Annotated in this window: 15 protein-coding genes and 1 pseudogene; 10 read left to right on the forward strand and 6 right to left on the reverse strand. The window is 56.3% G+C overall.

The annotated features are described in order from the left end of the window. Positions 1-56: 56 nt before the first annotated feature. The 3 genes and pseudogenes from JQ567_RS04850 to JQ567_RS38045 form a co-directional block, all read left to right on the forward strand. A complete protein-coding gene (locus JQ567_RS04850; protein ID WP_212437737.1) occupies positions 57-836 on the forward strand; it encodes an amino acid ABC transporter ATP-binding protein in 780 nt (259 codons plus the stop codon). Between the two features lie 578 nt (positions 837-1,414). After that, on the forward strand, positions 1,415-1,681 hold the full coding sequence (locus JQ567_RS04855) for a hypothetical protein (protein ID WP_212437738.1): 267 nt from the start codon (positions 1,415-1,417) through the stop codon (positions 1,679-1,681). 268 nt (positions 1,682-1,949) lie between these two features. After that, positions 1,950-2,279: pseudogene (locus tag JQ567_RS38045) on the forward strand (hypothetical protein); the annotation flags it as partial. Between the two features lie 18 nt (positions 2,280-2,297). On the opposite strand, the gene JQ567_RS04860 reads toward JQ567_RS38045, so the two are convergent. From JQ567_RS04860 to JQ567_RS04870, 3 genes are all read right to left on the reverse strand, one after another. Continuing rightward, positions 2,298-2,759 (reverse strand): hypothetical protein, encoded by a 462-nt coding sequence (locus JQ567_RS04860; protein WP_212437739.1) that lies wholly within the window; start codon positions 2,757-2,759, stop codon positions 2,298-2,300. Between the two features lie 166 nt (positions 2,760-2,925). Continuing rightward, positions 2,926-4,866, reverse strand: coding sequence for an Ig-like domain-containing protein (locus JQ567_RS04865; RefSeq protein WP_212437740.1), 1,941 nt, complete (start codon positions 4,864-4,866; stop codon positions 2,926-2,928). 1,586 nt (positions 4,867-6,452) lie between these two features. Further along, positions 6,453-7,388: a hypothetical protein gene (locus JQ567_RS04870; protein ID WP_212437741.1), complete on the reverse strand. Its 936-nt coding sequence runs from the start codon at positions 7,386-7,388 to the stop codon at positions 6,453-6,455. 396 nt (positions 7,389-7,784) lie between these two features. Here JQ567_RS04870 and JQ567_RS04875 point away from each other — a divergent pair, with 396 nt between their 5' ends. Next, complete coding sequence (locus tag JQ567_RS04875) at positions 7,785-8,435, forward strand: class I SAM-dependent methyltransferase (protein ID WP_212437742.1); 651 nt, start codon at positions 7,785-7,787, stop codon at positions 8,433-8,435. Positions 8,436-8,468: 33 nt separating this feature from the next. After that, positions 8,469-9,521, forward strand: a complete 1,053-nt coding sequence (locus tag JQ567_RS04880) for a glycosyltransferase family A protein (RefSeq protein WP_212437743.1) — start codon at positions 8,469-8,471, stop codon at positions 9,519-9,521. A 115-nt stretch (positions 9,522-9,636) separates the two neighbouring features. Here JQ567_RS04880 and JQ567_RS04885 read toward each other — a convergent pair whose 3' ends face one another. Both JQ567_RS04885 and JQ567_RS04890 read right to left on the reverse strand, forming a co-directional pair. After that, entirely contained in the window at positions 9,637-10,869 is a 1,233-nt protein-coding gene (locus JQ567_RS04885; RefSeq protein ID WP_212437744.1) for an O-antigen ligase family protein, read from the reverse strand. A gap of 36 nt (positions 10,870-10,905) precedes the next feature. Beyond that, a complete protein-coding gene (locus tag JQ567_RS04890; protein WP_212437745.1) occupies positions 10,906-12,351 on the reverse strand; it encodes a hypothetical protein in 1,446 nt (481 codons plus the stop codon). A 536-nt stretch (positions 12,352-12,887) separates the two neighbouring features. Here JQ567_RS04890 and rfbF point away from each other — a divergent pair. From rfbF to JQ567_RS38825, 3 genes are all read left to right on the forward strand, one after another. Beyond that, positions 12,888-13,736: a glucose-1-phosphate cytidylyltransferase gene (gene rfbF / locus JQ567_RS04895; RefSeq protein WP_212437746.1), complete on the forward strand. Its 849-nt coding sequence runs from the start codon at positions 12,888-12,890 to the stop codon at positions 13,734-13,736. Positions 13,737-13,745: 9 nt separating this feature from the next. Then, complete coding sequence (locus JQ567_RS04900; protein WP_212437747.1) at positions 13,746-14,822, forward strand: NAD(P)-dependent oxidoreductase; 1,077 nt, start codon at positions 13,746-13,748, stop codon at positions 14,820-14,822. Positions 14,823-15,396: 574 nt separating this feature from the next. After that, on the forward strand, positions 15,397-16,116 hold the full coding sequence (locus tag JQ567_RS38825; RefSeq protein ID WP_212437748.1) for a response regulator transcription factor: 720 nt from the start codon (positions 15,397-15,399) through the stop codon (positions 16,114-16,116). Positions 16,117-16,146: 30 nt separating this feature from the next. Here the strand turns inward: JQ567_RS38825 and JQ567_RS04910 are convergent, their stop codons facing one another. Continuing rightward, the gene (locus JQ567_RS04910; protein WP_212437749.1) at positions 16,147-17,352 is read right to left on the reverse strand and encodes a lipopolysaccharide biosynthesis protein; all 1,206 of its coding nucleotides are present in this window, start codon (positions 17,350-17,352) and stop codon (positions 16,147-16,149) included. Between the two features lie 550 nt (positions 17,353-17,902). On the opposite strand from JQ567_RS04910, the gene JQ567_RS04915 reads away from it, so the two are divergent. Together JQ567_RS04915 and JQ567_RS04920 are read left to right on the forward strand one after the other, a co-directional pair. After that, positions 17,903-18,559, forward strand: a complete 657-nt coding sequence (locus tag JQ567_RS04915) for a Crp/Fnr family transcriptional regulator (protein WP_212038002.1) — start codon at positions 17,903-17,905, stop codon at positions 18,557-18,559. Positions 18,560-18,604: 45 nt separating this feature from the next. After that, positions 18,605-20,071 (forward strand): undecaprenyl-phosphate glucose phosphotransferase, encoded by a 1,467-nt coding sequence (locus JQ567_RS04920; protein ID WP_212437750.1) that lies wholly within the window; start codon positions 18,605-18,607, stop codon positions 20,069-20,071. Positions 20,072-21,394 lie beyond the last annotated feature (1,323 nt).

The following is a 21,394-nucleotide window of genomic DNA, read 5'->3' on the forward strand; positions in this document are numbered from 1 at the left end:
GAGCTCCGGTCGCGAGGAGCAGCTCCGATTCGCGCGCCACTTAAGGAAACGCATCGATGGCAACCGATATTGACGATGTACAGGGGCAGCCCCGCAAAGGTGAGGTGGCCGCGGTTCGGATGGAGGCGGTCTACAAGTACTACGGCGAATTTACAGCCTTGAACGAGATCGATCTCAAGGTGGCCAGTGGCGAGAAGATCGTGATCTGCGGCCCGTCCGGTTCGGGGAAATCGACCCTGATCCGGTGCATCAATCATATCGAAAAGCACGACCAGGGGCTGATCTACGTCAACGGCACCGAGCTGGATGATCAGCGCAAGAACATCGACGCCATCCGGCGGGACACTGGAATGGTGTTCCAGAGCTTCAACCTGTTCCCGCACATGACGACGCTGGAAAACTGCATTCTGGCGCCGATGACGGTGAACGGCATGACGAAGGAAGAGGCGAAGGACATCGCCATGCACTTCCTGACCAAGGTTCGGATCCCGGAGCAAGCCGAAAAGTTTCCGGGGCAGTTGTCGGGCGGACAGCAGCAGCGCGTCGCCATCGCTCGCGCGCTCTGCATGCGGCCGAAGATCATGCTGTTCGACGAGCCGACGTCGGCGCTTGATCCGGAAATGGTCAAGGAAGTACTGGAAACGATGAAGAAGCTGGCGGACGAGGGCATGACCATGCTCTGCGTCACCCACGAGATGGGCTTCGCCCGTGAGGTCGCGGACCGGATCGTATTCATGAATGAGGGAAAGATCGTCGAGCAAGCGGCTCCGGAAGACTTCTTCAATCATCCGGCGTCCGAGCGGGCGAGGACATTCCTCGACCAGATCCTGCATTAGTTCGTAGCTCTCGCGCGTGAACGAGAGATACCAATCGGCACCGAGTGAAGACGAAGCCAGACGACCTGGTGAGCAAACACGAGATGCAGCTGCGCGCAAGGGCCGCGCAGCCCGGCCATCAACTGATGCGGGGCGCGCTACAGTCGGATTGCCGATCGTTTGCGATCACTGAGAACCAGTCATGTCGGCGGCTCCGGGCAAAGCTTTATCGGGCTTGGAAATAAAAACCCAGAAGGCCTTCGTCTGTAAGAGTTTCAAACCGATGTCCTGTCAGGTCGCTGGATTTGTGACGCGGTAGTTGCTCGATAGAGTAGGCCAGTTGCCGTCAGATTTGACCTTTATCAAATCGGCCAAGGTTTCGGATCAGGATCCTGGAATTTGACTATTGATAACTTCGTGCGTTGACGCCGTGTTTACGATGCCAGTTTGGGGTGTCGAAACCTTCGATTTTGTTGTTTTCGTTCCCATTTCGAGAACGAAATCAGGAGTACGTTACGAATAAGTATTGACGGCGCGAGCCGTCAATACTTATCGATGCGCCTACGTCATTGGACCTTTGCCACGGAAGGGTAGCGACCTTGAGCCAAGCCGACGGCATCTATCTCTCGCCAGAAGCGTTCATGAGTACCGCAGCTTTCCAGCGCGGCTTTGCCGAGGGCCGGTGCCATATTCGTCCGCGATTCGACGACGATGACGTAGTTGTCGATCCATATGCGTACGAAGCGGGTCGCCAGTTCGCAATCCTTGCCCCACCCGATCTAGAGATTGTCGTAAGGCAGGGGATCAACCCCGATGCCATCCAATTGCTCGGCACTCTCGTAGATGCTGGCGCCATTTGCGTCTAGCCGTCCTGAGCCCCCTTACCACACGACGTCTTCAGCCCCGCTTGCTACAATCTTGCGCATGTTCCGGCAGTGGGTGTTGCCGCACCTTCGGCTGATCCCATGGCCCTCGCATCCGGACATCGCGTTCCTCTTCGTCGTCATGATCACCGGCATCGCTATGGGTGGATTGGCTCGACGACCGCGCTCGGCGTCGTCGCCAGGAAGCCCAGGCAGGGCTTTCATGCGATAAACTTGAGGTTTCTCAACTCTGGCCTATTGCCGCAACAGGGACGGCGTACCATCCCAGGTGTTTCGCACCTTGTTCTTGCAGGAAACTATCCGCCGGGGCGTGCTCGCCCCATCGTTGGTGGTGAGCTACTCCCATTCCAACGACGACATCGACCGGACAGTTCAGGCGGTCGATGGCGCGCTTCGAGTTTATCGCCGTGCGCTTGAGGACGGGCCTGAAGCCCATCTGGTGGGGCGTCCGGTGCGGCCCGTATTCGGCAAGCGCTCAATTCCCGAACCGCGAGCCTCGGCACCGTGCAAAGCAAGACCCTATCGCAAGCGGTACCATGAGAGCGGTCATACGCAGTCGCCGATGCTCGCAACGAAATGAAGGCGCCTTGCGCACCGATTACTCCGGGCCATCCAGCCCACCTATAGCTTCTCGGTGCGGCTGTCGCGCCGACACGTCGTGAGCTGCTATCGTCTCACGGATTCGTGCTGCCACGGCTTGGGCTGCGGCCTCGCCTTGCGTCACGTCATAGGAATGTTCGGCGAACAGCCTGACGGCTTGATCCTGTTCAAGATCAAAGAAAGATTTCACTGCGTTCCAACCTTCGAACTCGCCGAACATCGGGGTAAGTCCGCCACTTCCGTCCGAGCTATAAGTCAGCCCCTCTGCTGCAAATACGCCAGAACCGCACGCGAGGCCCACAGCGCATGCCGCCGTACCGCACGTGTGCTGCCGCAACCACAGGAATCCACCTCGCTGCGTCTTGGATGCGCCCCAGCTTTGAAGGTCGAAACGAGGCATGCCGCTGTCGCGATAGGCGTCCAGGAGCATCGCTAATCGTCTGAGGCGTTCGCAGTTCATCCTGCCTTGTCCCTGCCAGGCCAGTTGGGAAATATGATTCTATGATAATCTCATTATAGGACCTGCGCGCGGACGCGGCTGCAAAAAATCTAGACATCCGGGCGTTATCTATCGGCAGCTCCTGAATACGGAAATCAGAGAGCCGCGTCGCGCCGAGGCTTATTCTCTACTGCGCCTTAGCTAGTAGCGGGGGCATGCTTAGCGTGTCGGCCGCACTCAATACTGCGCCCAATCCAGGGCCGGAATCAACAAAGCTTGCGGCCGAATATTGCGTCACGAGCCCCATCGCCTGATCGGTGGCTTGCATCATACTTGGAGCGATGCTGGCGGTTGATGTCGCGACGAGGCTGACATTGTCATAAAGGGCGCCTAGCCCGTCAGCGCCCTGGCCGGCCGCTTCTCGGAACGTGAGGCGGTCCTGTCCCCCGGTGCCGGTCACTGCGAACTGGTAGGTCTTCCAACTGCTGCCCGGCGGGACGATGGCGATAACCGAATCGTTCCACAAGACTTCAATTGTCGTGGTTGTGCTGGTGAACCCGGGCCGCGCGCGCGCGTCGAACGAAAGCTCGTAATTCTGTCCCGCAACGGTACTTACGGTTTGGTAGAACCCGTCACGAGCGCCGAGATAATCGAGTTCACCGAAGTTCACACCGTCGGTTGCCTTTACGGTGTTAAGATTGTTCCACAACTCGATTGTGCCGCCGGTCACCGCCGTCCAGCCAGAAATTGAGCTGAAGGCTGCCCATCTGCCTCCCGCAACAGCCGACATCTCGAACGATCCATTCACCAGCAGATTTTCCCCAGTATCTGGTTGCGGCGACCATGATGCGTCCACCGTTACGGTCAGCCCCAGCGATGCCGAACCGGTGTTGCCCGCCGCATCTCTGGCTCTTGCTGTAAAGTTGTGAGTGCTGTTCGACAGCTGAACAGTTGCAAAACGCCAGGCGCCGCTTGTGTTTGCCGTGGCCGCGCCGATCTCCGTGGTGCCGTCAAATATTCTGACGACACTACCCGCTTCCGCGGTGCCAGTCAGCGTCAGACGGTTCGCGTTTGTGATCCCATCTCCCGCGATGCCGGTGTCCGGCACGAACGCGGTAATCTTGGGCATAGCCGGCGCCACCGCGTCCACCGTTACGCTCAACGTCGCCGACGTCAGGCTGGTATTGTCAGTCGCCTTCGCTGTGAAGTTATGGGTGGCATTGGACAGCTTCGCGGTTGTGAAGCTCCAGGCTCCACTCGCATTTGCCGTTGTTGTGCCGATGAGGGTCGCGCCATCATACACATTGATCTTGCCGCTGGCCTTCGCCGTGCCTGTGAACGTCAGAGTATCGTCATTGGTGATTCGATCGCCCACGGTGCCGCTGTCGGACGAGAACAAAGTAATCGTCGGTTTCGTTTCCGGCTCCGGTGTGGACCCGACCAGCGGAGTAGGGAGATCTCCCAGAAACTGGGCGGTGGTTGTGGAATAGAAGCCCAGCGTGGACCAATCGGTCGAGAGTTCAACCCAATTGCTCATGCCGGCGCCAGGATTATTACTCATGTCGCTTAGGAATGGGGCGTTCGGACCGACCCACCAGTCCGCTCCAACATTGGCAATGAGGTGCAGATTTGGGTCGCTCACTCTCATGTCCATTTGGACATAGACGGCATCGACCGTTCCAGCCCCGTAGACCCCTCGTGCGCCTAGCCAGAAATGATCGTTGTATCCGCCTGGAGGGGTATCAAGCATCGCGTTGCCGTTCGGCAGCCTGCTTATCTCCATTCCGCGGGCCTGCCCGGAAAAATCATTGACGAAATGAGCTCCGGCTATCGGGTTTGTTGCCTGGTTCTGTACCAGTACCCATTCGCCTGTGGTTTTGAGATGAACATAGGTCCTCGAATTTGCAACTTCGACCGTCGCGTTTGGATTCGAATACGCGGGCGCTCCCGCTTTCTGGTAAACCTGTCCCCAGCCGGTGACGGCGGTGAAATTGGCGGGTGCCGCGCTGTAGCCGGCAGGCCTGTACAACCCGCTGTACCATCCCCAGCTGGTGGGAACGCCAACAGGACGTCCTTCGCTTTGGCCGACCGTGTTCTGCGCGACGATGTCCGAGAGTGAAATTGCCATTGGTGCTTTTGTCCCCTAATTGTCCGCGGATGCATTGATGCGGAGCTGCCCACAAACCGTGCATAATGCCCGAGCACGGCCACACGCTCACGCTGTCCCGAATCGCAAATCACGCTGGCAAGATAATTTGTCGTCAATGTGTTTTGAGCACGGCGACAAAACGCAACGACAGAATCAAGAACTGAATCTACCGGCTCGCTGGGTGATTCGACAATCCGGTGTTGTCCGGTGATGTCATGTTGAGCGCCGCCGCCGAATTCCCCCGCAAGACGCCACGGACTTCCAAAATTGGCGGCGTGAGGTTGCGCTGCGGGATTCCTTGAGGTCAAAACGCGCTCGGCGAACGCGCCCCTCACGAAAAGTCAGTTAAAAAATGATTCCCGGTCCGTCCTTGGGATGGCGAGAGGCTTATTTCAAGGGAGAATCCCAGCTTAAATAATATTGAGCAATCTGATACGGGTGACTAGCCTTGGCCGTCATGGGTGCTGCGCAAGCGGTGTTCCGAGGTCACCTTCCTGATGATGTCCTGATCTGCGAGTCTGGTGGTTTCTGATAACCGTTAGACACAGTGGCTATCACGAAGCCGGTTCATCGGCTTGAGGTGTTTGCCGGTACAGGTCGCCGGTGAACGCGGAGCGACGAGGACAAGGCACGGATCAACGCGAGCGGCAATTTGTCACCCTGCCGTTATTATCCAAGATCAAATTCGAGGCCTCGCGTCTCGTATATCGCCACAAGCCGTATCTTTGGAGACGGCACATTGGGATGGGCGGCACTTACCCACGCATGGACCCTCGGAACGGGTACGTTGATCTGGTTGACGAATTCGTTTGAGGCGGACTGGGTTCCTTCGATTCCGCCAAGCGGTATCGACTTGCCTATCCTTCTGGTTGACGGGGCGGTTGCCAACAGCAGGGTAATTAGCGCATCGCCGTCAGAAATTGTCATAGAGCTGGATGGTTACCGCAGGCGCATGACCCCCGTCTCGCCCCCTCTACCGCCCGGGACGCGCGGATTTCCTGGCTCAGGCTGGATCTTAAGTTCGCGCGTGTAATTGACGCATCGTTAGGTCTGATTGGCAATCCGGAGCCAAACCGCCCACTTCTGCTTGAATCCCGGTTCTGTTGCGGAGTTGCGTTGTGTCCTGGTCTCTGCGTTCTGCCGAACGGCGCCACCTTGCGCGGACGCGGTCCGCCGCCTTTCGCGTATACAGTCGAGGGCGACTGCTCATAATATCGTCTTGCAGGAACCGTATCGCCGCGGTTTGATCTTTGGGCAGGTCCTTGGAGCGACACCAAGTTACACCTTGCCTCGCCCCATCCATCTGATCGCCCCCGCTGTTTCCTCTTCGGTTGCCGCGGGGGTTTTAGTTTTGGGCTCGAGCTGAAATCGTTACTCATTGCGCCTTGCCAGTTCCATCGGTGCTGCAACATTGTCGGGCGGTGCTCGTTGACAAAGCAGCACCGCGCAATGCGCGATCGGACCTACGACGATCGAGGCGGCATGTGCGTGGACCGGAAGCCGGGCCGCAGCATATTATCTTGGCACTTGCGTTCGCGCGTCGATCGGTTGCCAGCCTGCTGTGGTCAAGGCGTTGACGTGCTTGCGCGCCTTCGGAGAGCGGCAGGCTTCTTTTCAAGCAGGGATTCGGCGAGCGGTGGAGGCGGGTTGGCGCGCAACTTCGAGTTGCCCCAGGAATAGAAGTGAAGTCTGGACCATTTCGTCGAGAGTTCAACCCAGTTGCTCATGCCTGCGCCTGGATTATTTTCAAACCCTTGTACATACGCGGCCGCCGCGTCGCGCCACCAATCGGCGCCAACGTTGGCAACGAGTTTCAGATTTGGATCATTCGTTTTGATGTCCATCTGCACGTACACGCCGTCGACACTGCCGGCCGAATACGTGCCTCGCTGAGCTAGCCAGAAATGATCATTATGTCCCGCCGGCGGGATACCAATGGCCACGCTACCGTCCGACAGAAAGCTCATCTTCATTGGGATGACCGCTTTCTTACCAAAATCGGCGGCAAAATGCGCCCCCGCCATCCGCTCCGTCGCCTGATTCTGCACCAGTATCCATTCGCCGGTAGCGTTGAGGTGGACGTAGGTTCTCGCGTTGGCGATGATGATGCGGCCGTTTGGATTTGAATAACTAGGTGCCCCCAACCTTGGATAAACTTGGCCCCATCCGGTGACGGCCGTGAAGAGGGGAGGCGGTGCACTGTAACCGGGTGGCTTGTACAAGCCCCTGTACCAGCCGTAGTTCCTCGGCACTCCGAGTGCGTAGCCTTCGCTCTGACCGGGAGTGTTCTGGTTTATTGCCTCGGAAATCAGTGAGCCTGTTGCGGGAATATCATCGCGTGGCGGCTTTGATGGGTCCGCTGAAACAGGAATTGCCGCGACGGCACAAAAGTGAATCGCCGCGCAGGTCAGCAAGAAAAAGATAGCGGAACCCAGAGCGACGTTTCGAGCGACGGTGAGTGGCAGGAATAAGATTCTGAAATTGCAATAGCTGAACTGCATGGCGATTACACCCACCAGCCAAGATTACCGATCGCGCCAACAGCCGAGTTGACAATACTCAATAAGCGCGTGCGCGACCGCGGGATGCGATCGGCTCCGTCGCGATCGAATCCGGGACGAGCGGCGATCGCCATGCCGGGCACCGACCAGGCGCCGGCCTCATAAGATCGAGCTGCATTCTTGTCATTGCCGAGTTCGATCGCGACGCCACCAGGGCGAATTCATTCCCAGCAATCATGGCTCAGGGCATGCGGCACTAACCCCAAGATTCGGTCGTTTGTGACTTGATGGACGTCAATTTCAGGAAAGGCTTGCTGCAATACTGTCCGGCAAGTAGCGGTCCCGGCTGCGCCGGCAGCTTACCGCGATATCCAAATGAAGCTCAGGAGGTAACCGATGTCGGGCTGGTTCAATGTCATATCGCCATTCATGACACGGTTTCGGATATCGCGCGCCCGGCGGATCAAACGAGCCTTCCCGGATATCGAAAATCGATCGATAACCGACATCGGTGGCTCGCTTCATTTCTGGAGCCTCGTAAAATCGGAAATGCAGCCAAAGCAAATCATGATTTACAATATCGCGTTGGACAGTCAATTTGATGCCGCAAATTTACGGGAGGCGGGCAACATCCAGGCAACAGTCTACGATGGAAAGCACATCCCGGTAGATGACAAGGAGATAGATATACTGGTCTGCAATTCGGTCATAGAACACGTTCCACCCGGTGATCGTGTCGGGCTGGCGCGAGAGATCAGCCGAGTTGCCAGAAATTACATCATTCAAACGCCCGCCAAGGCGTTCCCGCTTGAACTTCACTTTTTGATGCCGTTCTTGCATTGGTTGCCGAGACCTATCGGACGGGCTCTCGCAAAGTTCTCACCTTTCGGACTGGTTCAGCGCAATGCAATGCTGACTCGGCAATTCTTCGACGAAATCAACCTGCTGACCGCAAAGGAATTTCGAAGTCTTTTCCCCGAAGGGCAACTGGTCATTGAACGATTCCTGTTCATACCCAAGTCGTACTTGATCATCAACAAAGCCTGACGTGATCGATGGTTTTATGAGACAGGAGTGAGCATGCGATCCTCTGAAGTTGCACTCGAATCCGCAGGCCGTCCGCTCGTCACAATTGCCATTCCAACATTCAACAGAGCCGGTCTACTCAGGGAGTGCATTGAAGCGGCGTTATCGCAGACTTACGAGAATATTGAGGTGCTTGTTTCGAACAACGCGTCGACGGACGATACGTCTGTGGTGTTGCGGGCGTTCGATGACAAACGGTTGCGGGTGCTGAGTCAGGAAACAAACATCGGCCTCCTCCCCAACTGGAACGCATGTTTGGCAGCAGCCGCAGGCGACTACGTGGTTTTCGTTTCCGATGACGACAGGATATCTCCATCTCTGCTCGATCGCTGCGTTGATATTATCCCAATGCATTCCGAAGTCCCGATTGTGGTCGCGTTGAGTAATTTTCGCCTGTCCTCATCAGGGCGAACCAAGCCGGCACGCGTAAGTAAACGGATCGTATCAGGACTTCGGGACGGGATTGATGTCCTTTCGGAATATCTGACAGATCAGATAGACGTAACGATGTGTTGCGTTTTGCTGCGCACCCAAGCATTGCGTTCGAGGGGAGGATTTCCCCTCGACTTTCCTCACACTGCTGACGTCGCAGCATGGGCACCGTTGCTCTTTCAAGACGAGGTGGGCTTTGTCAATGAAGCCTGCGCGACCTACAACTTTCATGAAGACTCGGAGACAAGCAAGTTGGGTGTAGCGCAGATCTTGTTCGATGGCCGGAAGATTACGAATCTTATCGAACGTATGGCGGATGAACGTATTGAAGACAGATTGCGCCGTGAGGAAATCAAGTTGCAAGCGAGACGCTGCTTCTCTCGCCGGGGCCTGGTGTTCCTGACGTATCATCGAAGCAACGGCGCTAGCCTGTTTCAAATCTTAACGCTCGTATGGCGCTTCCGGACCGACTTGATGGTCGCGGACAAATTGTCGGTGCTGAGATTCGTCGCGATCATTCTGTGTCCGAGACCAATAGCGGACCGCCTTCGGCACCTGAAGCAATCGTTCGCGGAAGGCTGGCGAGATCGCCAAACGGCAGTCAAGCCCGGATAAAAACGATCCTGGCGAGGCAGTGAGCGGCCGTGCCGGGATGGATCCTGGCCGCCCCGTTTTTAGCCCACCGGCAGCGCGCCGCCGCCTCCGTTGACAAGTGCAGGCATGCGGTGGGTCATTGCACCGTTTCGGCCTTGGTTTCCGCCGGCATCGCCGAGAAGCGTCCTGCGTAGGTGAAGTACAGAGTCATCGACACAAAATGGTCGATCAGGTTCTCCGAAAAATAGTAGATCAGCAGAATCATGAAAAGTACTTTAGCGTGACCTGTCTTCAGATTTGACAATACGTGGAGCAGAAAGCCCACAAACACGATCAGGTTAAGCGGTCCATACTCTGCGAGAATGCGCAGGTAGTCGTTGTGCGGCACGAACTGCAGGACCGTCAGATAGGGTGTTTGCCCGATCCCGTATCCAAAGAGCAGGGTGGCAAGGCCACCGCTCGAATAAATATCCCATATGTTGGCCCAGTGTATGACACGGAAGAATCCGGATAGATCAGTCGTTCCCGTAAGTTCGACCAATTTCCCAAAGGACATCCTGGAAACGACCTCGGGGCCCAATTCGACGAGCAGGCTCATGCTTCCGAGAAGAGTCACAGCGCGGTCGAAGGCGCCCAACGAAAAAGCGATGGCTGAAACAGCAGCAAAGGCTGTTAACGCGATCACGGACTCCTTTCTTAATGGAATAAGGATCCATAGGCAGACGGCCACGACTGTCGCCACGGCCGCTCCGATTTTATTCATCAGCGCCGCATTCAGGAACTGCAAGAAAATCGCACGCCCCTTAAGCCGATCCGACAGGGCGAAGACGAGAGCGGAAAAGTACAGGGTGGCGATGTTAGCGTTAGCAAAGTAGGAAAATGTATTGCCGATATTGTTGGCGACAAAATCCGGAACTCTGCTGTCGCCGACTGCCACCAGGAACGCGATCGGCAAGATCGCAAGAAAACAGATGCAACGAGTTTCGATGGGACGAAGTGGGGCTGCGTAGGCGTGGCCGGCGGCATAAAAAATGTAGATCGACAGGTACTTGATTCCGTCAGTCACGGACGACTGCGACCAGTTGAAGGCAATGCTCAGGGTCGTAAATATACCGGCAGCGGCAATATACAGGATATTCATTGTGCTGGTATGCGGTGACCGCAATACGGTAATGCCGGAATATGCGATAAGCGTGATGCAGCCGGCATTGCTCAGGGAATTGAAAATTGGGGCATTCAGTAAGTGATATAGGAACGTAAGAACGCTCAGAGCTGTGATCGAAGCAAGGATTGCGACGAAGTATTGTGCGTTCGCCGATTCACCGGCGGCCCTGGAAAGCCCTGCACCACTGTCTGTCAGGTCGGTCATCGAACCTCTAAGGCGCTCTCTCGTCGGGACGTCGGGTCACTCCGCGGCCTGGATCTCGCTGTTAACGAGCCGCACGGACCGCGTACTGGACGACGCACCGGACTCGTAGTCTTGTCGGCGTGCCTTCGCGAACTCCAGCATCAGCGCCAACACTGAGCCGAGTGCGATGCCTCCGATCAACCCCAATCCGACAAGGTGGTTCATTCGGGGAAACATCGGAGCAATTGGCCGTTCTGCCGATTGAATCACCCGAACGCTGGCGAGCTGGGTCTTTTTCGCGATATCCAGATTGATCTGTTCTTCTATTACCCGGCTTCCGTAGTGGTCGGCGGCCGCCGAAGCTCTTGTGAGAACGCGCTTCAACCGGTCGTATTCGGCCTCCTTCGACGACAGAGCCGCAAGTTCGTCACTGATCTTTTGGAGTTCACCAACAAGCTGCTTCTCGAGCCTTAGTGAGCCGTTTAGATCGGTGTTGACCTTAAGAAGGTTCGCCATGGCATCCTGATACACTTTGACAAGCAGCAAGGGTGGGAGTTCCCCATCGGTGTTGGGTACCGTTCCGACGGCATTTTCGCTTTCCTTGAAATCGCGTCCGCGAAGGTTGCCTACGATTCCGGTAACCGTCTTTGATTGGTATACCGGTCGTAGTATTTGAAGTTGATCCAAAATCGCCTGCTTCTGTCCTTTGCGGTCTTCGATCGATCCGCGCGTGTTGGCGATCTGGGTGCCAAGTTCGTCAGCACGCCTGAGAAGCAGCTGGCGCTGTTCCGCGACCGAGTAGATTGAGGCTCCAACGGAGAAGTTCCGAAGATCGGCGCCTGCTTTTTCGGTCTCCTGCTCCAGCCGTTTGGTCTGCTGCTGGAAGAAGACGTCGGCTCCGGGAACCTGAACAAGATCTGCCTGTGTGGCGACCAATGCGATCGAGAGTTCGTTCAGAAAGTCCGATACGACCGACGGATCAGGGTGGCGGAATGAGATCCGCAGGAGATCCGAGCGACCTTCCGCCTTGGCGGAGACGAGATCACGCAGTGACGAAATTGCTGCCAGATGGCTGTCCTGGAGATCCGATTGTTTCTTCGTTTCTGACAAGTATTTGAGAAAATCGAGTTGTGGGGGCAGTGCAGCCAGAGAGCCGAAAAGCAGCTTCGACAATTTGCTGTCTTCCTGTTTTCTGAACAAGCGGTTGAAGCCGACCCGTGACGCTGCCAGCCCGATCACCTGGTTGGTTGTTGCAATCCGTACCAGGGAATCGATACGACCTGAAAGGTCGGCGCTCTCTCCCAGACCTCCCACAGAGTTGGCCGACCGGTCCCGAATTCCTTGCCCAACGCGCAGGAGAGTGTACCCCTCATAGCGTTCACCGGCGGCGTTGGCGTACAAGAAGGCAGCACCTGACGTCAGGATCATGCCGATAAGGATCAGATACCATCGACGCAAAAGAATTCGAGGAAAATCGATTAGTATGTGATTGGCATCTCTCACGGCGAAAACTCCGAATTTCAAAGTCGGCCAAGGCGCAAAGTAGAAATGCACGTTGAGGTGGCTTGCCCGAAAGAAGGTGCTCCCAGCGAACATTGCGTGCCCGCCGCGCCCATGAGTTGATGGCCGTCAAGTCCTCGCGGTCGCTCAACAGGGAAATGATCCGCTCGGGAGTCTGCTGGACGCACGCCGCTATCACCAGGCGCGAGGCGGATGGGTGCATTGGTCCCGAACCGTCAACGTTCGGCAGGGTGCGATTCTTGCGACGCCTGATCGGGGATTGGAAACCGGATTGGAGGAAGTCGGTTGGCGCAGTTCGCGTTCAACCCCGACCGGGTATCGCTCCAGCGGTCTCCAGCAGGTCTACGTTGTGAAAACAGGAGTGGGCGGAGGTTGAATTTGTCTCCGGGCACAAAACACCACACCGCGCCCCCGGGATTAGAGTTGACGCTTATCAACTTGCGTTTGGCGTCTTCGCCTACCTTTGTCGAGCGATGTCCTATCGATCGATGGACCAGGCAGCGAGGCAGGAGAATCGAATGAAGGTAGTCATTCTTGCTGGCGGCTACGGAACGCGGCTGAGCGAACACACCTCTGTCGTTCCCAAGCCATTGGTCGAGATCGGCGGTCGTCCGATCCTCTGGCACATCATGCGGCTCTACTCGTACCACGGTCTGAATGAATTCGTCATCTGCTGTGGTTACAAGGGTTCGGTGATCAAGGACTACTTCCTCAACTATCTGCCCCATCAAGGAGACTTCACGATCGACCTTCAGCGCAACCGGATCGAGACCCACCGGAACGAGAGTGAGCCCTGGTCGGTTACGCTTGTCGACACCGGAGAGAAGACGATGACCGGTGGCAGGCTCAAGCGGGTGAGGGAATATCTGGGGAATTCGACGTTCTGCCTCACCTACGGCGATGGCGTCAGCGACGTCAACATTCGCGAACTGGTCGCCTTTCATCATCAGCAAGGGGCGCTTGCAACGGTCACGGCCGTTCAGCAGCCGGGTCGCTTTGGCGCCATCAATTTGTCGTCCGACCGGCCACGCGTAGCCGGCTTCCGTGAAAAGGACGCTAGTGACGGGCAGGTAATCAATGGCGGCTTCTTCGTAGCGGAACCCGAAGTACTCGACCTCATCGACAACGACAGTACGAGCTGGGAGAACGAGCCACTCGCGCGTTTGATCGAACAGGATCAGCTCGCGGTCTATCGGCATCGAGGCTATTGGCAAAACATGGACACGCTCCGCGATAAAGCCGTCCTGCAGGAGCTCTGGGATAGCGGCAAACCGCCGTGGTGCGTGTGGAATAAAGAGCCTGCGACTCCGTCCAAAGACATATCCAAAAACGCCCAGCCGGCGATGGTCGCTCAGGCTCGCATCTGAAGGAACACCATGCGTATTCTCTACACAGGCGCAGACGGCTATATCGGTACCGTACTCGGCCCGAAACTGCTCGATCGAGGTCATGACGCGACCGGCATGGACACAGGGCTTTATCGTCGCGGTTGGTTGTTCGACGACGGGCGGACGCGGCCGATGGTGATCTCCAAAGACGTTCGCCAGCTGTCGCAATCGGATCTGGCCGGGTTCGACGCGGTCGTTCATCTTGGCGAGCTTTCAAACGACCCGCTGGGAGAGAACGATCCCGACATCACGATGGAAGTCAATTATCGCGGATCGGTTGGTTTTGCGAGGAAATGCAAAGCCGCCGGCGTCACACGGTTTGTGTATGCGTCGTCCTGCAGCATCTACGGAGCGGCAGGTGCCGAATACAAGTCAGAAAGGTCATTGTGCGATCCCCAGACCGCTTACGCGCGCTGCAAGGTGCTGGTCGAGCAGGAATTGAGCGCAATGGTCGACTCGCGCTTCACGCCGGTATTCATGCGCAATGCGACCGCGTTCGGAGCATCACCCCGGCAGCGATTCGATATTGTCCTCAACAATCTGGCTGGCTTTGCCTTCACGACAGGTAAGGTTCGCGTGATGAGCGATGGGACACCGTGCCGTCCGCTCGTCCATGTCGAGGATATCTGCCAGGCGATCCTCTGCGCGCTCGAAGCCCCGCGGGAGGCCGTATGCGGCGAAGCATTCAATGTCGGCACCGAAGTACAAAACTATACCGTGCGCGAGATCGCCGAAATTGTCGGTGAGACCTTTTCCGGTTGCGAAGTCACATTTGGGCCGAGCGGTCCAGACAACCGCAGTTATCGCGTATCCTTTGCGAAGATAAAGGAGCGCATGCCGGATTTCTATTGTCAGTGGAGCGCGGAGCGGGGAGCGTTGCAGTTGAAGACAGTGTTCCAGCGGATCCAGCTCGACGAGGCGATGTTCAATTCCGCACCGTTCACACGGTTGTCGGAGTTGCGCCACCTGCGGCACACGAAGCAACTCGATCCAACACTTCTATGGACGCCAATCGGTGAGATGCTTCCTGCCGGTGAAATGCTTCCCGCTGCGGCAAATTTTTGAAGGGCCGGGGTCATATCAGGGTCATATCAGGCCTGTAAGACAAACAACCTGAACGTGGCTCCAGGAGCACAAAAAAATGCTGATGCGTTACCCGGTTGGTCCGACCAGTAGCGGCAAGTAGCTGGCGCGCCAGGCAGTTCGGTGCCTGCCCTGGGTTGCCGGATTGCCGCGAACGTGCTCGCGAGAAGACCTGCATCGTCGGTGCGGTTCTCGAAATTGGAACATTGATATCGCACAATTTCTCAGCAGAGTGCGCCCAGCGTATAATCAGCGTTGCCGTCTATTTGATCGAAAAGAGAAAACTGATTTCAATCGCTCTCGGAGTAGCGACAGAAACTTTTGACAATTTAAAATGTTAGCGTTACCTTTACCGCATTGCGATATTGGTTCTTCTGGACGTTAGTGCCAGTTTGGAGGTGAAAATTCTTGCGCTTGAGCTGCGACTTTAATCGCAATATCGACTGTTTGGAGGCAGTCGGTGTTCTTGGGCAAAAGAATGAAATGAGGATGGTGGGAGAGGCTTTGGGGGCGGCGATTGGAGGTTTTTCTTCCATGATACTCAAGGGATTTCACCGTGTCAGTAATTTTAGTGATCGACCAACACAGCGTTTACCGGAGTGGTATCCGGGAATTGATTGAGACGCGGGTTCAACATTCTCGCGTGGTCGAAGCCTCGGAGTTCGAGGGTTTCGCACCCAGCCAATATGTTGATCTTATCCTGGTTGACTCCGGGTGCCTTAGTCACCGGCTGCTTGACGACTTGAAGGAAGTGCACGAACTGTGTCCGGCGACACGCTTTGCACTCATGTCGACGTCGACCACTCGGGCCGATGTGCTGAATTGCCTGTCAGCCGGTTTTCATGGCTTCGTGCACAAGCTTCAGTCGGATCAAGAGTTGATTGCAGCGATCAACGATTTGCTTTCCGGGCGAATTTACGTTCCGCAGTGGCTGGTGGATGGCGACGAAGACAGGCCTGAAATTCCACCCTCGATCAACACCGAACTGGAGAGCCTGAGGCTCACGCGTCGCCAAAATGAGATTCTGCCCCTAATAGCGCAAGGCATGTCCAACAAGGAGATTGCCCAACACTTGAGCATAGCCGAAGGGACAACCAAGATTCACACAGCGGCCCTCCTGCGTGCCCTCGGTGCCCGTAACCGCACGGAAGCGGCGTTCATGGCCGCAAAGCTTGTCGGTTCCAACAAGCGCGCGAACGATCGATTCAACAATCAAAGATTTGTTATGAAAGGGCTGGGCAGCCCAGCCGACGGGCTGCGAGTCACAAGACGATAATATTCGGTGCCGTTACGCTCGGGCATCGTTTCAACCGGATGCAGCCAATGAACGGTTGAATAAGAGCTTATAGCGCCAGAACGCCATCGCAGAAAACGTCAACAGGATAGCGGCGCCCGCGCCGTAGAGTCCCGCGGTAGGCAGCAGCAGCCCCTGGGCGAGAGTCAGCACAACGGCTGCACTTACGTTTGTGAGCGTCATGACGCGGTCGCGATGGGAGGTGAAGAGGGCCATGGACCCGAAATCGGCGATGTTGCGCAGTGCCATTCCCGCGATAATGAGCCAGAACGCGGCCAGATAGTCTGCCACGGCGGGCTGCTTCAGGTATGGCATTAGTAGGTAGAACGCACATCCTGTTGCTATGCTGAACACGACGGTGGCCAGTATTGTGGTTCGCATGAAACTGGTACTGAGTTGTCGGTGGGCCGGCGTTCCGCCATCGTGATGGGCCTTGATGAGCCGAGGACGCTGCATCTGAAAAACGACAATGCTGACGAACGTACTGACGGCATTTGCTGCCGACCAATAAAGAAAATAGACGCCCGCAAGCCGCAGGCCCAAAAACAAAGTCACCAAATAGCGGTCAAGGTATTGGCTCGCAATAAAGCTGAGATCGCTGATGTAGATGATGAAAGCGTTCTTGATCTTCGCCGAAATCCAGGCTGGCTCGAAAGGGAGCAAAAACGCCCTTTTCCACGGCCAAGATCGGGTGGCCCATACGAACAGGAGCAATGCCGCTACGCTGCCGGCAAGCCAAAACTCGAACAGGATGGTGATGGATCTAAAGGTGGGTTCCCAGATGGCGATCGGGATATAAACCAGAATCCAGGCTGCCCCACGAAGGAAGGCGTTTGTGTTTGCCAGCACCGGCCGTTCGAGATTCGAAAGAAGTTGGAAGACATCGTTTCCAATATGCTCGAACAGCATGATGACGATGACCAGCGACCACAGTTCGGGGAGACCAAAGGCGACAGTGATCAGGACTGCTGATATGAGCATTAGGGCATATGCCGCCGCCGTAAAGCACCAATAATGCCGCAGGTTATTGGTCAATTGGCCAGCGTTCAGCGTCACTGCCTCGCGCATGATGGAATGAACCATCCCCATGCTTATCGCGACGGGCACGATCGCAACGGCCCCAGCGGCCAGCCCGTAGAGCCCGAGCGACGACAGATCAAGGTAACGTCCAATGAAAATTGCCAGTCCGAACTTGGACGCAATCGTGGTGGCCCGCATAACCACAACGATAAAGGACGTAATGAAGAATTTGCCGAGTAGCGGAGGTATAAGGCCTCTTCGAAACGCCAAGCCGGACCTGCCAAAAGGTGGGGGCAGCTTCGCTTGATTGGCTCGACTTCGGTATTCGGTTCGTAAGCTGACTTCTCGAGCATTTCGTAGCATGGCCGCTCCTCATTTGAGGAACTCGACCACAAAAAATCCCTTCGGAGTTGAGCGTTGCCCTTGTTTGGCTGCGAGGCTGAACGAAATCGGCCTCACATTTGTGTGAGACCGTTTCTGAATAATTTATGTAAGGCCTCGTAGGCACGCCCGTTTGTGCGCTTGCAGTGCACAAAATATTTGCGGACAAAAGCCGCGGACGAATGCAGCCAGCGATCTTCTTGTGCAGATTTCCTCGATTGAGAACTGAACGAATAGTTTTGCCGCCTGCTAGCCTAAGTCGAAGGGTCTAGTTGGAACCAGGAAATCTAGTGCACCAAGCTGAATTTGATTAAATCTTTCCACATGCAACCCTCTACCTCGCCGGGAGTAGTGAGGGTTAGGTAAAATGGGTATTCCACAGATCGGCACTTGTGGGGCTGCGCCGCTTCCATACGGCTTGCCCCGAAAAGAATTGGTTGAAAATCGTCGATATTTGACAGCATCAATTGTTCCACGCGGCCGCGCCCTGTTCTGGGAAGGTGAACACGAAGCCCAAAAAATCGAAATCGTCGAGGGTGTGGTCCGGGCGGTTCGGCTGCTCGAGAATGGTAACCGGCAGATTCTGGCTTTCTATTGGCCGGGCGATGTCGTGATGCCCTCCCAGGCTTCTTGCCAGCATTTTACAGCCGAAGCAGTTACGAATTGCAGGGTTTTGCGTTCCACCGTTTCCGCGATCTGTCAGCAGAGTGAGCCCTGCGGTACTCACCAGGTTCTAGCCGAGACTTTGTCTTTGCTGGTCACCATGAGCCAGAAGAACAGCGTTGCCAGAATTGCACAGTTTCTCCTGCGTATTCGGCAGCACTTGCCCGAAGACCCCAAGCGTCCCCTCGCTTCCGTGCTCCTGCTTCCGCGCGCCGATATTGCGGATCACCTGGGTACGTCGCTCGAAACCGTCTGCCGCACGCTCGCGGAGTTCAAGGTGAAAAAGCTCATTGATCTGCCGAACCGCAAGACCATCCGGTTTATTAATTTGCCCGGCCTGCAGCGCGTCGCCGGTGATTGACCCCGCAACAGGAATCGTCCTTGGCAATATCGCTCAGGGGGGAGAATGGCTCTAGCACACGACACGAATATCATAGCCGATCTGGCTCGCTCAAAGTCTCGCGACCAGTTTGCAGTACCGATTTCGCTCGGTGTCGTATCTCCGCTGGTTGCGGTATTTGACCTGACGTGGATCGTTCTGTTGGGCGTCGTGGTGGGCACCGTGTACGACCTGTTATTCCTTGGGGGCAGCGGCGGAACAGAACGGCATCTTGGTCCGGCGATCGCAGTCGCGACACTTTATTCGACATTTGCCCACGCAGCCCAACTCTACCGGGCGCAGAACCTGCTTCGGATCCGATGGCAGGTTGGGAGATCCGCTCTGATCTGGCTGATGGTGTTTGTATTTCTCGCAACCCTTGTGTTTTTGCTCAAGATCGGAGCTGCATTCTCACGCGGCGGGATGCTGTTGTTTTTGGCTGCTGGTCTTCTCCTCACCGCAGCCATGCGGCTTGGCGTTGCGCGAGCTTGTGCTCTTGTCATCTCGTCGGGCGCCCTGAAGCCGAACCGGGTAGTTCTGGTCGGATTACGTCAGGAGCTTGCTGCTAACGATGCACTATCCAGCCTGAAAGAGTATGGCTACGCCGTAGTGGGCGTCTTCACGTTGCCCGTCAGCCAAGACGGAATTGCCTCGGAGGACGCATTGAAGGCGCGTATGCGGGAAGTCATCCGCCACGTCCGGGAAACGGAAGTTGACGAAGTCATCGTCGCCGTTCCGTGGAGCTTGTCCAACGTCATTTTTGCGGTCGAAAGTGAACTGCGAGTCCTGCCGATCCCGGTCAGCCTGGTACCGGATACGATTATTGGCCGTGTGCTCGATCGCCCACTGTACGAACTGGGTCCGACCACGGCAGTTCAGCTGCAGCGCGCGCCTCTTAGTGCAGCGCAACGCAATTTGAAGCAGGGTATGGATAAATTGTTGGCTGCAGTGTCCCTGGTGCTTCTGGTGCCGTTTTTTGCGGTGATCGCCCTGGCCATACGTCTGGAGTCGCATGGGCCAGCGATGTTCCTTCAGGCGCGGGTTGGTTTTAATGGCCGGCCGTTCAGGATCTACAAGTTCAGGACAATGTCGACTATGGATGACGGCCCGGTCATCGTCCAGGCCACGAGAAACGACAAACGCATAACCCAACTCGGCCGGCTCCTACGAAAACTCAGCATCGATGAAGTCCCGCAGTTGCTCAACGTCCTGCGCGGTGACATGTCATTGGTCGGCCCGCGTCCTCATGCGCTTGCGCACGACAATGAATATGATCGACTGATTGCAACTTACGCCGTTCGCCACAAGATGAAGCCTGGCATCACCGGTTGGGCGCAGGTCAACGGATTCCGCGGCGAGACGCCCGAAATAGGAATGATGAAGCAGCGTGTTGAAAGCGACCTCTGGTATATTGAGTATTGGTCGCTCTGGCTTGACATTCGTATTCTGCTTGTAACGGTTGTCCGCGTTCTGAAGTCGCGTGACGCTTATTGATGAGGCGGGCTGTCTCGCATGTGCCGCGCGGAGCGGCGAGGCAGCGTCACCGTCCTTCCTACGCCCGCGGCCGCTGTGGTTAGAGCGGCAAAAGCCCCTAGGTTGCGGCCTTGGCCAAAACGGCCACAAAACGCTGCGTCGCACAATGTCTGCGAGGCCATGACACTCGTTTCCGCGCCTGAAAAAAGCTGTACCACCCCGATCGCTAGTTGACAGAACAGCGCATGGGCGTTAGCAGCGGCACGCTTGCCTTCCGCCTTAGCGTGACGCATCGAGCCGCGCGCGGTGGAGACGAATATCCAAGTCCGGCGAACACACCATCCTGGCGGCGAAGCCGGCCAGAGATTTTGGTGTTCGAGATAGAGAGTTTCTTAACGCAAGTTGTGCTGCATTGCGTCAAGCGCTGGTTTTGAGTGACTGAATCCAACGCACGCACGAAGAGCGTACCCGGCTCGTGCGAATGTCATCGTAAGGTCGCGGATCGCTAGTCTCCACTCGGGATTGAATGCCATGCTTTGGTTGCAGCACCTATTTGCGTTATGGGTTTTGGCTCATATGCTATGGGCCGCAGTGCTGCTGGAGAGAGAGTGGCGGCGAACTCGCAGAATCGATCGCTTGACGGGCGAGGAGTGCCTAGGAAAGGTGCATTATTTCCTGGCACGCGCTGAGGGTCCTCAAGCTAACTCCGAGAAATTATAGCTCGCCGGAAGAACCAGCGCCGTTCGCAGAAAAGGACCGCGCAATTACCAGCAAGCAACGATCGTCAATCGCCCTAAGCCATTTGGACAGTCATGGCACAGTGCGCCTGACGTCCGAGTGTTCTCCTTTCGACATGCTTGCCTGCCAAAATTCGCATGTCGTAACATCGACGACTTCGGGCATTCGCCTGGCACCTCCTCGGGGGACATACCGCAGGGGAGTGGAGGTGCCCGGACGGTCAACCAGGCGGCTTGCATCCTGCGCTCGACCACCAATTTGCAAATCTATTTTTCGTTATTGACCATTCTCAGATTGGCATCGCCGCCGACAAACTAGACTGCACGCTCCCGTCAGGTCAGGAGCGGTTGAATGTCTCAGATGGAAGAGCTCGCGCCGCAGTATAGTCAGGCTACTGACGTAGCCGCTGCGAAGGTAAATGGAAGGCGAAGGGTCGACTGGGCGGTTCTTGTCGTCGCGTTCGCTCTTGGTTGCACATTGGCGTGGGTCTACCTGTTGTTCTGGGCAGCCGTGTACGCGTGTCAGTTCGTCTTCTTCTGAGAAGTTGTCCCGCGCCAGTAGTTCCGCAGTCCCACCCCGCGCCCAGTTTGCTTGGCCGTCGAAACT

The organism is Bradyrhizobium sp. AUGA SZCCT0431 (assembly GCF_018131065.1).
Lineage (GTDB): Bacteria > Pseudomonadota > Alphaproteobacteria > Rhizobiales > Xanthobacteraceae > Bradyrhizobium.